Here is a 12951-nt window from a genome sequence, read left to right on the forward strand (position 1 = left end):
TTCTTATTCTAATTTTCAGCAACTTCTTCACCTAATCAAGGAAAAAAGGGAGGTTACATGGAGAATGAAGGAATCTCATGCAGATCGACGAGTAAGAAGGTCAAAGAAAGCATTGAAAAATGCCTTAATAACTCTTATGGACCAAAAGGAATTGAAAGACATAACCATTATTAATATTGTGGAACTTGCTGATGTTAATAGAGGCACCTTTTACAGACATTATCAATGGAAGGAAGATTTGTTGGAGGATCTAGCAAATGATGTACTAGAGGACCTTATCTTTGCTTATCGTTTTCCTTATTTACATCTACGTACATTTCATATTGATAGTCTCCCTTCTTCATCTATTAAAATATTTGATCATGTATTAAAATACGCTACTTTCTATAAACTTGTTTTCACATTGGATTCCTTAAAGGATTATAAATTACGTATATATCAAACATTAAAAGAAATAGCTACTCAAGATCTTGAAAATACTATAGAGGATGTTAAAATTAATAGAAATTTATATGTCAGTTATCAAACAAATGCTATTATAGGTATGTTAGAAGAATGGATAAAAGAAGACTTTAGCTATCCTACTGAATATATGGCTGAACAACTACTTACCATAATTCATACTATGCATTCCCACCCAGCTAGTATAAGAATCTTGAATAAAGCACTACACCCTTAGCAAAATAGATAAAGGACTTATTTGATGGTTAATCCCCAAATAAGTCCTTTTTGTATTATATAGCTTTATTCTCTTCCCAGCTCAAAATCTCGTTTGCTCTTACTTCTACTTCTTCTGGTGTTAGATTATGTTTTTTTGCATATAAGTTTCTTGGATGTGTGCGACACTCGTGACTACAGCTTCTCATATATTTCTCTTCATTTTCTTCACTGCAAAGCATTTTACGATTACACTCTGGATTTGCACAGTTAACATATCTTTCACAAGGTTCCCCTGAGAAAAGGTCACGTCCTACAACTACATGTTCTTTGCGGTTAACTGGTACACTTATTCTTTGATCAAAAACATAACATTGACCATCCCAAAGTTCTCCTTGCACCTCTGGATCTTTTCCATAAGTAACAATACCGCCATCTAATTGAGATACATCCTCAAAGCCCTCTTTTAATAACCAACCAGAGAATTTTTCACAACGTACGCCGCCTGTACAATAAGTAAGGATTTTTTTTCCTTCCAGCATCTCTTTGTTTTCTTTAATCCATTCTGGCAGTTCTCTAAATGTTTCAATGTCAGGTTTAATTGCTCCTCTAAAATGACCTAGATCAAATTCGTAGTCATTTCGAGCATCTATAATAACGGTATCAGGAGATTGCATTTGCTCTAGCCACTCATCTGGCTTTAGATGCTTACCTGTTGTTTCAAGAGGATTTACATCATTTTCTAAGTTTAAATTAACTAATTCTTTTTTAGTACGTACATGCATTTTCTTGAAGGCATGTCCATCTTCTTCATCAATTTTGAAGATTGTATCTGCAAATCGTGGATCTTGTTTAAAGAATTCCATATATTTATCTGTTTGTTCTACTGTTCCAGATACCGTACCATTTATTCCTTCAGAGGAAACTAATATTCTTCCTAATAACCCTAGCTCTTTACAAAAAGCCAAATGCTCCATTGTAAACTCTTCTGGGTTTTCAATCGTTACATATTTATAATATAGTAATACTCTATATGGTTTATTGCTCATATACTCAACATCCTATTCTTTTCAATTTATTCTATAGTTAACTATACAACAAACTTGCTTATAGTAAAAATCCATTTGCTCAATCCAATTACGAACAAATACAAAAAGAGACTTCAAATAGATGAAATCTCTTTTGTGCTTAAACAATATTAATTATAAAGTACTATAGATTAAAAAGAAAGAAGTATATTTTACCTGTAAGGTTAAGCTCAATCAACTATCTCTGTGCTAAAGTGCAGAGCACAACCATATTTGGATTGTTTAAATATTTTCTCTAGATACTTTTGTGCTTCCTCTTTCTGAAGTTTGGTTTTCACTAAGATGTTCGCTCTTAGTTTACTTATCATTTCACTATTTGTTGTCACAAAGGCATCTTGGTAATCCGCAAAAAATTTTTGAATATAATTAATTTGCCCACAAGAAAATTGAATAGTATACTGATTCATTCTTACCCCCAAAGTTTAAGCAGAGATATCTGAATCGCTCTTTTTCCCTCCATAGCTTGCTGTATTCGCCTTGTTTGCTGCCAAAACAAATGGTAAATAAACAAGTGTTGATACAGCCAAACAGACAAAACCAAGCAGTAAGGCTACATAATTTCCTCCAGTTCCTAAGAAGGCAATAAGTGGTCCTGGTGTTGTCCATGGCACAGAGTAAGCAATTGGCGGAATCAGACCGGTCGTAATAGCTACATACCCAATAATAATGTTAATAGCAGGTACAAAAATAAACGGAATAATTAAGATCGGATTTAATACAACAGGTAACCCGAAAATAATCGGTTCATTTATATTAAATATCCCTGGTGCAAGAGATAACTTTCCAATATCTTTATAATCTTGACGTTTGGCCACAATAAATATGGCAATCAATAAGCCTAGTGTCATTCCAGAGCCCCCATAGTTAGCAAAGGCATCATTAATTGCCCATGTAACAGGATATGGTGCACCCCAAGCTGTACCATGCTCTGCAACAAAGTTAAGATTTTCTAAACCTGCCTCTGCGAACATGGCCTCGCGAATTGCAGCAATTGTATTAGGTCCATGAATACCAAATACCCAGAGTAGATTTGATACAATAGCTAATATAACTAAAGAGACAATATTTGTTCCTAAATGCTTTAAAGGAGTTTGAATAGCAGAATAGATTAATGCATGAAGTCCCTCAGGATAAACCGCATTAATTAAAGCGTTTACAATAGCAAACAACACAGTAATTATAATAATAGGAAATAATACCTTAAACGAACGAGAAACAGCTGGTGGTACGGAGTCTGGCATATTCAGCTGTAATTTTTTTGATTTAGACAAACGGCTAAAAAGCTCTCCTACTAAAAGCCCTACGAGTAAGGCAACAAACAGCCCTTGAGCTCCTACCCACTGTGTGGTTAAAAAGTTCGTTCCCTCTACTGCTGTATATGGAGGATAAATAATGAAGAAAACGGATAATCCAGTCAATCCACATAATAACTCATCTGCCTTCATCGAAATGGCCATATTACGGGCGACTAAAAATACAATAAACATAGACAGTATATTTGCTGAGCCATTTAAAACAGGAGAAAAAACAGATTGTAAATCTGCTAAATTAGGAAATAGTTTATGCAAAAATAAAATCTTGGCTATAAAACCATCCTCCGCTAAAACAGCAAAATTTAAAAGGACAATTAAAGAACCTGCAAGCGTAATTGGAAAAGATAAAATAAAGGCGTCACGGATAGCAACTATATGTCTCTGTGAATTCAATTTTGCTGCAACCGGCACTAATGATTTCTCTGCAAACTTTTCAAAAGTTGCCATAAATCCCATAAATAATCCCCCTAAGTCATATTTCTTAAGCAACGCAATTTTTATAATAAAGGTTCATCTATGATGTCAATTTTTCCACTTAAGCCATTAGCTCTAAAGCCCGATCCAATACTGCTTTACCATTCATTGTGCCATAAGCTCTCATTTCAATTACTTCTACAGGCACTCTTCCAGCAATTATCTCTTCTACTTGCGGCTTTTGGTATCTTACTTGCGGCCCCAATAAAACCACATCCACTTCATGTGCCACTTTCTGACATTCCGATACTGGCAATGCAAATATCTCTACTTCAATCCCTTTTTCTTTAGCGGCATCATTCATCTTATTAACAAGTAAACTGGTAGACATACCTGCAGCACAAACTAATAATAACTTCTTCACGTACAATCCCTCCTTTGATGGAAGAGTAACCTCTTCTCCATTAAATTGTATACGCTTTCAAAATTTTTACAACAGATTATACATACTTAGAATCTTTTTTCTAAAGTTGGAAATTGTTCCAAATAAGGAACAGGATGTTCTATAATAAAATAGGAAGCTTAGTAGATTGGGAGGAGAAAATTTGTTCACAAACGAAATGATTCAATCCTTTAATGATCTAGAGATGCTACTCTATAATTACATCACCAAGAATATGGATAAAGTTATTTACATGCGTATTAGAGAATTATCAGATGCTACGCACGTCTCTACATCTAGTATTTTGCGATTTTGTAGAAAATTGAACTGTGAAGGATTTTCCGAATTTAAAATCAAGCTAAAAATGCTCTTAGACAGGAATGATCAAGAGGATTTAAAATCAACTAAGTATTACTTATCAGAGTTTTTAGAGAGAACCATGAAAGGAAACTTCGAAAAGTATATCCAACAAACAGCTGATATGATTCTTCAATCTGACAAAGTGATTTTTGTAGGTATAGGAAGTTCAGGAATATTAGCGGAATATGGCGCAAGATACTTTTCAAGCCTTGGAACATTTTCCACCTATATTAAGGACCCTTTTTATCCTATAAATAGCAAGGAGTTAAAGAAAAGTACAGCAATCGTTCTTTCTGTGTCAGGTGAAACAGATCACACTTTAAACCTTACGAATCAGCTGAAGATGGAAGGCTGTAATATTATCAGTATTACAAATAGTAAAAATTGTATGCTTGCCAAAATTTCTGACATTAATATTGCCTACTACATTACAGAAGTATTTATCGGAGAATCCAATATAACTTCTCAAATGCCAGTTATGTACATATTAGAAGAAAGCGCTCACAAAATAAAAAAGAAGCAACTAGAAAACACAAAAATGAATTCCGATTATTCCATTTGAATAAAGAACACGAGGGGAAAGCCCTCGTGTTTTAGTTACATAAGTATGATAAAAATAGTAATTAGTTTTCCAAATACCTATACAAAGTAGACTTACTTATTCCTGTTTCTTCTTTAATGTCTTTTAAAGAGTACTTCTTTGACTGATACATCTCAATAGCTTTTTTCACATTTTCATCTGTTTTTCTAGGTCTTCCTGTTGTCTTACCATGTTTCTTTGCGTATTCCATTCCTTTTTTTGTTCTTTCTCGAATGATTTCATTTTGAAATTCTACTAAGTATTGAAGCATTCTAGATAAGGGATAATCGGCTTTTTGCTCTGTATCTATCTCCTCATTAAGCACCTTTATATATACCTCTTTTTGGTCCAACTCATTCAATATTTCCAATAAATGCCTGCTTGAATCAGCCAATGTAAATAATCGATGTACAACAATTTTATCTCCCTTTGAGATACTTGTAAGGATATTTGCTAAAGCATTTCGATTTTTAGCAGAATCATGTTCCTCTTGAACTATTTTCTCACATAAAGGATCTATCATTTCTCTTTGTTTCTCACAGCTAACGTCTTCATTTGTAGGCCTCATATAACCGATAATCATTTTCAAGCCCCCAACTTTCCATATATATTCCTTTATTATAAATTGAAATATATTCTTTGTAAAAAACTTCCCAAAAGTATTCCCTTTTAGGAAAACTCATGATAGACTTCTTTTTATTAGTCATAATAAACTAGAGGTGAAAATTTTGATTGAAAAAATAAAACGTGAATGGTTTTGTAATGTAAGAGGAGATATTTTATCTGGAATGGTCGTTGCATTAGCCCTTATACCAGAAGCAATTGCTTTCTCTATTATTGCAGGTGTGGATCCAATGATAGGATTATATGCTTCCTTTACAATGGCGGTTGTTATTTCTTTTACAGGTGGAAGGCCAGCAATGATTTCAGCTGCTACTGGAGCAATGGCTCTCTTAATGGGACCTTTAGTTAGAGATCATGGCCTAGAATATTTATTTGCCGCAACCATTCTTACTGGTATCATTCAGATACTATTTGGTGTATTCAAAATAGCTAAGTTAATGAAATTTATTCCAAGAGCCGTTATGATTGGATTTGTCAATGCTTTAGCTATCCTAATCTTTATGGCACAAGTCCCACACTTAATTGGTGTCAATTATATGACTTATCTATTTGTCATTATCACTTTATTAATTGTCTATATATTACCAAGATTTATTAAAGTAGTTCCTGCACCATTGATTGCTATCATTATTTTAACAGCAGTAACTATTTTTGGAAATGTGCAAGTAGCAACAGTCGGAGATCTAGGAAAAATCACACAGTCATTGCCTTCCTTCTTTATTCCAGATATTCCTTTTTCTTTTGAAACACTTTCCATAATCTTTCCTTACTCTATCGCTCTAGCGGTTGTTGGACTTCTTGAATCCTTATTAACAGCTTCTATTGTGGATGATGCAACAGATACGGAAAGTAACAAGAATCGTGAAGCAAGAGGGCAAGGTATCGCGAATATTGTGACAGGATTTTTCGGAGGAATGGCTGGATGTGCCATGATTGGTCAATCTGTTATTAATGTGAAATCTGGTGGCCGAGGTAGACTCTCCACTTTTATAGCAGGTGCTTTCTTAATGTTCCTCATTATAGTATTAGGTAATTTAGTTGTCCAAATACCAATGCCCGTGCTGGTAGGAATTATGATAATGGTTTGTATTGGGACATTTGATTGGTCTTCTTTCAAATATATTGTAACAGCTCCACGAACAGATGCGCTTGTAATGCTTGTCACGGTTATAATTGTCGTTGCAACTGACAATCTGTCTATCGGTGTTATTGCTGGGGTTATACTGAGTGCAGTATTCTTTGCTTCTAAGATTTCAAACGTTACGGTTAAAAAACAAGCTAACAACAAATATGAAATTGAAGGTCAATTATTTTTCGCTTCTGTTGATAGCTTTGTGCAAGCATTTGATACCAGCATTACAAATCAGCATATATCGATAGATTTTCAAAAAGCCCATGTATGGGATGACTCTGCAGTAGGTGCTATTGATAAAATTGTTCTAAAGTTAAAAGAAAATCAAAATACCGTAAATATTACTGGCTTAAATTCCGCAAGTAAAAAGCTTGTAGATAAGCTTGCTGTTTTTGAAAATGCTAAGGCTAAGTTTACCAACCACTAATTTGAAAGGAGCATTACACCATGTACTCTTCTATTCTATTAGCTATTGATGGATCCAAAAACTCTTTAAGGGCAACAGAAGAAGCTTGTAAAATTGCATCCGAAACTGCTATGGTGACCATTATTTATGTAGTTGATTATGCTCAATCGAAGAATGATGTACTTCATGCACAAGGAAAGTCAGAAATAGAGTTAGCAAGACGGCAAAAAATTCTATCAGCAGAAGAGTTTCTGCAAACAGAAAATATTTCCTATAAGGTACAGGTTGTTCATGGTGACCCTGGACCAACTATTGTAGAATTTGCAAATAATAACCTTTTTGACATCCTTATAATTGGGAGTCGTGGTCTAAATGCTTTTCAAGAAATGGTTTTAGGAAGTGTTAGTCATAAAGTAGTAAAGGGAGCTAAATGCCCGGTACTAGTCGTAAAATAAAAAAATTTGGTCTGTATCAATGGGTGATACAGACTTCTTTATGTTAAAAGCTGTATTCACATGGTGTATTTTATAATAAAAATAATTAGTTGGTATGTCTACTGTTCAAATCTGGTAAATCGAATGAATGAGTGTATATCATGCATAAACTAGTAAGAAACCAGTTCATTACAAATGGTATAGATGGGCCTTCAATCCTTGTACATCTAGCTTTACTTTAAATAAGCCTCCGGACAGAGGATATTTTTCTAGTTGCTTCTCATCCAATCCATTCCTTGCTGTTGTTATATACAGTTCATCTAATAATTTCCCACCAAACGTGCAAGAAGTTACATTTGGAGCAGGTACTACAATCTCGCTAAGCTTCTCTCCATTATTAGGATTCCACCGAGATACTCTCCCACCACCAAAATGAGCAATCCATAGCATACCTTCTTTATCGATCGTCATTCCATCTGGAGACCCGAGTTCCTTAGAAAAATCAATAACATCTTTTGCTTTACCTAATTTAGCTGTCTCTAAATCAAACTCATATCTCGTTACCTTTTGAGATGGTGTATCAATTAAAAATAAATAATCATTTTTGCAGGACCAGGTAAGACCATTGGAGATAGTCAAGTCTTCCACTTTTTTTGTTAGATTTCCTTCCTTATCTAGGCAATATAAAGCAGCATGTTTAGATTTGTTTTTTCTGTTCATTGTTCCACACCAAAAACGACCAAATGCATCACATTTACCGTCATTAAAACGATTATCCTCTATTCCTTGCTCTGGATCAGCTATGTATCGTAATTCATTTTTCTCAATATTAATGGTATGAAAGCCATTTTCTAATGTAATCACAAATCTAGTATCTTGCTTAATAGAAGGCACAATAGCAGATACTTGATGTTTTAATTGAAGAACTCGTTCTTTATCTATGCTCGGATTGTACATATGTATTTTTTTCCCTTCAATATCTACATAGTAAAGCATATTGTTTCTCCAATCCCAGCATGGCCCTTCCCCTAGCTGCATTTTAGCATCTATAACTAGTTCGATTTCATTACTCATGCTATCCCCTCCAATGATGATTCTTCTTTTTATCTATCTATTTACCCTGAACAAAGAGAAGAAAAACATATTTTCATTGGAAAAAGAGATACAAAATGATGGAATTAGTATGAACAAGGTTTACCTTCGACTTATAATCAGTTCTTGTTCCGCCCACTGGTAAAGGGAATTTGCGTAGTTTTCACATTCCTCCACCTCTTCTCTAGTATCTGGGCTGAATTCAATTTTTAACAATGTTTCAAAAACATTAGCCCCACGCTCTTGTAGCTTTTCAGAGAATAAGTTCACTGCTTGACAATAAGCAGGATATACAGTGTCTCCTGAACCAAAGCATCCACATATGCTTCCTTTTAAATCAACATTATCTAAGTCCTCATAAAATTCTTCTGCTTCATAAGGTAAATCGCCATCACCCCAAGTATAGCTTCCTATTAAGACCAAATCATAATTGGGAATGTCCTGTACATTTAACGTCTCTATTTCTTCCAGCTTGATTTGACAGCCTTTCTTTTCTAATTGATTTTTTATAATATCCATTATTTCTTCCGTGTTTCCTGACATACTTGCAAAACCTATTAATACATTCATTATTTAAACACCTCTCGATGATTATGAATTAATTTTATACTATTAACTTTAAATGATAACGATTATCATTGTCAATTATAATAAAAGAGAATGTGCTACACATTCTCTTTTATTAGCCTACTATGGTATTAATCGCTCACAATCTCTAGGAAAGGCGCTTGCTTCACGGATATTGCCTAAACGTAAAAATTTCATAATCATTCTCTCTAAACCAATAGCAAATCCACCATGGGGAGGGAAGCCGTATGCAAATGCTTGAATATAGGAGCTAAATTCTAATGGATCTAGTCCTTTTTCTTTAAAAGACTTTAGCAGCATTGCTTGGTCATGTATTCTTTGACCTCCAGATGTAATTTCCGTACCATTATATAAAAGATCATAAGATTCTGTTAGACCAGGATGTTGTCTACTTGGCATGGTATACATTGGTCTTGTCTCTTTTGGATAATGAGTAATAAAAACAAAATCACTCTTATACTTTTCTTTCACATACTGTCCTATTACCTTTTCTCCTTCTGTATTTAAATCACCTGAAGGAGAATCCTTGTGAAACCTATCCTTTAGAATTACTTGTGCTTCTTCTAAGGTTAACTTCGGTATTTCCTTCACATTGGGTATTTCTACTTTAAAATAAGCTAGTTCTTTTTTACAATATTCTCCTATTTTCTCGAAGATATATTCTAAAGCCCTTCTCTCTAACTCCATTACCTCATCAACATTCTCAATAAAACCAACCTCTACATCTAATGAAGTATATTCATTCAAATGTCTAGATGAATTATGCTCTTCCGCTCTAAATACAGGTGCAACTTCAAAAACACGTTCAAAACCTGCTCCTACCATCATCTGCTTATAAAATTGAGGAGATTGTGCTAAATATGCCTGTTTCTTAAAGTAAGGAAAAGTAAACACATTTGCTCCTCCTTCTGCGCCTTGAGAAACAATTTTTGGTGTAAAGATTTGTTGAAAGCCTTGCCTATTCATAAAATCAGTAAAGCTCTTTACAAACATGGCTTGTATCGTAAAAATGGCCTGTATCTGTTCATGCCTTAATGAGAGTACTCGATGGTTTAACTGGTGGTCTAATCCAACGTTTAAGTGTTTTTTATTTACTTCAAAAGGGACTACCTTTGCGTTCGAAAAGATGGCTACCTTTGAGACTAATACCTCTACACCCACCTCGGTCTTATCTGTTTCTACTACTTCCCCTGTTATCTCCACTACACTTTCCTTCTCTAATTTTATCTTATTCTGCTCATTCTCTAACACGCACTGAATCGTGCCTGTTCGATCCCTTAGCACTAAAAATCCAATATTACCAAGCTGTCGTATTTTCTTTATCCACCCTTTTAGTACAATAGTTTCTCCAACATGTACCTGAGCTTCAGAGATGAGCACCCTTTCCTTTGATTGCTCCATTGTTCTCTTCCTCCTATTAATTTAATGAAATTTTTATCGTTATTATCATCATCATCACCATCCATGGTACTCACCTCCTTAAATGAATAATTAAAATACAAAAAATCCGCCCCTAAAAAAGGGACGGATTATCCGCGGTACCACCCAAATTGTTCTAACAAAGAACCACTTGTATCTTTTAACGGAGATAACCGGCTACCTCTACATCATTCTAGTTCAAGGTAACACTTACAAATGTCTTTCTCGTAAGGCAAGAACACAAACTTTTCAGCTACTGTTTGCTCTCTTTTGATCTACTTCTCACGATACTCTTTTTGATCAACGCTTTTTCGTTCCATTAAGTTATGTCATATTATATGCTTTTCTCTTTTAGAAAACAACCGTAATTTTGGCATTAATGTAAAGATTCCACATAATAAATTTCAGTCTACTTTTTTATGGTCTCATTTTCTCTAATTATCAATACTCATCTTGTAAGTCGCATATTTATTTTATATAGAAAATATTTGGTAGAGGTGATGGAAATGGATGATACTGTAAAGTTAGTAAGAAAGGAATTAGATAGCAGGATAACTCAGCTACAGAAGCTTCAACATACAGACGGTTCATTTCGTTTTCGTTTTCAAGGTAGTTTAATGACCGATGCTTTCTTTATTATCACCATCAGAGCATTAGACATTCATACAGAAGAACCGAATGTGCAAGCACTAGCTAAATCCTTACGATCCACTCAGCATAAAGAAGGCTACTGGAAGGCATACTCCGATGAACCTAATGGACATCTTTCTGCAACTGTCATAGCTTATACTGCCTTGTTGTATTCTGGTTATTATCAAAAAGAAGATGCGCTAATGAAAAAGGCGGCATCGTTTATACAGAAAAATGGAGGAATTGCCAAAGCTCACTTTATGATTAAGTGGATGCTTTCCGTAAATGGGCTCTATCCTTGGTCACACATGATTTATATACCTATGACATTCTTACTTTTACCTACCTTCCAACCAATTAACTTCTATCAATTTAGTGCATACGCAAGAATTCATTTTATTCCTATATTAATAGCTGCTAACAAAAAATTTTCTTTAAACAGTCAAAACCGACCAAATGTAGACCATCTTTATAGTAGAAATGAGGAACTGTATCCTTCCTATGCACAGCTTGAGAATGAACGATCACCCATCTCCTTTCTATGGAAAGAAATGAAACGTATTGGAAAATTCCCATCCTACCTGCATCACCTAGGCTTTCAATATGCAGAGAAATATATGCTAGAAAGATTAGAAGAAGATGGAACACTTTACAGCTATGCAAGCTCTACCTTCTTTATGATTTATGCCTTACTTGCACTTGGCTACAAAAAAGAATCCCCTACTATACAGAATGCATTAACAGGTCTAAGTGGCCTTATTGATAAAAAAGGAACACATGCTCATTTAGAAAACTCAACTAGCACCGTTTGGGATACTGCCTTAATTAGCTATACTCTTCAACAAGCTGATCTTTCTCCTCAAAATGAAACGGTAAAAAAAGCTACTACCTACCTTTTGAGTAAACAACATACAAGATTAGGAGACTGGCATATTCATAATCCGAACACAAGCCCTGGAGGGTGGGGTTTTTCTCATATCAATACAAATAACCCTGACAATGATGATACCTCTGCTACTCTGCGTGCATTAACAAAATCAGCTACTATCTCTTCTACTGTTCAAGAGGCATGGCAAAAAGGAACGAATTACCTTCTTTCTATGCAAAATAAAGATGGAGGGTGGGGGGCTTTTGAAAAAAATACAAACTGGGAGATACTAAACTATGTTCCTATTGAAAATGCAAAGGATGCGGCTATTGATCCTTCTACTGCCGATTTAACGGGAAGAGTTTTAGAGTATTTAGGGAACTTTGCTAATTTAAAAAAGGATCATCCTCATATTAAGCAAGGTGTCGATTGGTTGCTAGATCATCAGGAAGAGGACGGCTCCTGGTATGGAAGATGGGGAGTTTGTTATATTTACGGAACATGGGCTGCTATAACAGGATTGATAGCAGTCGGAGTAGCAAAAACTCATCCAGCTATTCAAAAAGCTTTAACCTGGCTAAAGAGCATTCAACTAAAAGACGGAGGATGGGGAGAATCCTGTCAAAGCTGTGAAAAATTAATCTATATCCCCTTAACCTTTAGCACAGACTCTCAAACAGCTTGGGCAATAGACGCATTACTTGCAGGAGGAGAATGGAAAAGTAAACAAGTAGAAAAAGGCGTTAACTATTTAATAGCTGCTAACAAAAAGGATGCTTCTATTCGTTATCCTACAGGGATTGGATTGCCCGGGCAATTTTATATTTACTACCATAGCTACAATAAAATATTTCCATTAATAGCTCTTTCTCATTATGTAAAGAAATGGAGTAAATAGAAAATG

Annotated in this window: 13 protein-coding genes and 1 other annotated feature; of the genes, 5 read left to right on the plus strand and 8 right to left on the minus strand. The window is 34.7% G+C overall.

What is annotated here, in order from left to right; translation table 11 throughout:
- Positions 1-64 precede the first annotated feature (64 nt).
- Positions 65-679 (plus strand): TetR/AcrR family transcriptional regulator, encoded by a 615-nt coding sequence (locus tag F9279_RS11570; RefSeq protein WP_152113152.1) that lies wholly within the window; start codon positions 65-67, stop codon positions 677-679.
- Between the two features lie 55 nt (positions 680-734).
- Here F9279_RS11570 and F9279_RS11575 read toward each other — a convergent pair whose 3' ends face one another.
- The 4 genes from F9279_RS11575 to F9279_RS11590 all read right to left on the minus strand — a co-directional run bounded on the left by F9279_RS11575 (position 735) and on the right by F9279_RS11590 (position 3896).
- Positions 735-1706, minus strand: a complete 972-nt coding sequence (locus F9279_RS11575; protein ID WP_152113154.1) for a rhodanese-related sulfurtransferase — start codon at positions 1704-1706, stop codon at positions 735-737.
- A 209-nt stretch (positions 1707-1915) separates the two neighbouring features.
- Positions 1916-2152: a hypothetical protein gene (locus F9279_RS11580; protein WP_152113156.1), complete on the minus strand. Its 237-nt coding sequence runs from the start codon at positions 2150-2152 to the stop codon at positions 1916-1918.
- 15 nt (positions 2153-2167) lie between these two features.
- Positions 2168-3514 (minus strand): PTS sugar transporter subunit IIC, encoded by a 1347-nt coding sequence (locus F9279_RS11585; protein WP_152113158.1) that lies wholly within the window; start codon positions 3512-3514, stop codon positions 2168-2170.
- Positions 3515-3593: 79 nt separating this feature from the next.
- On the minus strand, positions 3594-3896 hold the full coding sequence (locus F9279_RS11590) for a PTS sugar transporter subunit IIB (protein ID WP_152113160.1): 303 nt from the start codon (positions 3894-3896) through the stop codon (positions 3594-3596).
- 181 nt (positions 3897-4077) lie between these two features.
- Here F9279_RS11590 and F9279_RS11595 point away from each other — a divergent pair, with 181 nt between their 5' ends.
- Positions 4078-4836 carry a MurR/RpiR family transcriptional regulator gene (locus tag F9279_RS11595; RefSeq protein WP_152113162.1) on the plus strand — a complete coding sequence of 253 codons (759 nt, stop codon included), beginning with the start codon at positions 4078-4080 and terminating at the stop codon, positions 4834-4836.
- A gap of 61 nt (positions 4837-4897) precedes the next feature.
- Here the strand turns inward: F9279_RS11595 and F9279_RS11600 are convergent, their stop codons facing one another.
- A complete protein-coding gene (locus F9279_RS11600; protein ID WP_152113164.1) occupies positions 4898-5437 on the minus strand; it encodes a recombinase family protein in 540 nt (179 codons plus the stop codon).
- Between the two features lie 145 nt (positions 5438-5582).
- On the opposite strand from F9279_RS11600, the gene F9279_RS11605 reads away from it, so the two are divergent.
- Together F9279_RS11605 and F9279_RS11610 are read left to right on the plus strand one after the other, a co-directional pair.
- Positions 5583-7037 (plus strand): SulP family inorganic anion transporter, encoded by a 1455-nt coding sequence (locus tag F9279_RS11605; protein ID WP_152113165.1) that lies wholly within the window; start codon positions 5583-5585, stop codon positions 7035-7037.
- A gap of 20 nt (positions 7038-7057) precedes the next feature.
- Positions 7058-7471, plus strand: a complete 414-nt coding sequence (locus tag F9279_RS11610) for a universal stress protein (RefSeq protein ID WP_152113167.1) — start codon at positions 7058-7060, stop codon at positions 7469-7471.
- A 168-nt stretch (positions 7472-7639) separates the two neighbouring features.
- Here F9279_RS11610 and F9279_RS11615 read toward each other — a convergent pair whose 3' ends face one another.
- The 3 genes from F9279_RS11615 to aspS form a co-directional block, all read right to left on the minus strand.
- Positions 7640-8524, minus strand: a complete 885-nt coding sequence (locus tag F9279_RS11615; protein WP_152113169.1) for an SMP-30/gluconolactonase/LRE family protein — start codon at positions 8522-8524, stop codon at positions 7640-7642.
- A 120-nt stretch (positions 8525-8644) separates the two neighbouring features.
- Positions 8645-9115 (minus strand): flavodoxin, encoded by a 471-nt coding sequence (locus F9279_RS11620; protein WP_193224556.1) that lies wholly within the window; start codon positions 9113-9115, stop codon positions 8645-8647.
- A gap of 117 nt (positions 9116-9232) precedes the next feature.
- Positions 9233-10531, minus strand: a complete 1299-nt coding sequence (gene aspS / locus F9279_RS11625) for an aspartate--tRNA(Asn) ligase (RefSeq protein ID WP_152113173.1) — start codon at positions 10529-10531, stop codon at positions 9233-9235.
- Positions 10532-10647: 116 nt separating this feature from the next.
- Positions 10648-10862 (minus strand) — a binding site (T-box leader).
- 193 nt (positions 10863-11055) lie between these two features.
- Between aspS and shc the strand changes: the two genes are divergently transcribed.
- Positions 11056-12945: a squalene--hopene cyclase gene (shc, locus tag F9279_RS11630; RefSeq protein WP_152113175.1), complete on the plus strand. Its 1890-nt coding sequence runs from the start codon at positions 11056-11058 to the stop codon at positions 12943-12945.
- Positions 12946-12951: the final 6 nt, after the last annotated feature.

Origin of the sequence: Bacillus sp. B1-b2 (genome assembly GCF_009183415.1) — a bacterium.
In the GTDB taxonomy this organism is placed as follows: domain Bacteria; phylum Bacillota; class Bacilli; order Bacillales; family Cytobacillaceae; genus Niallia.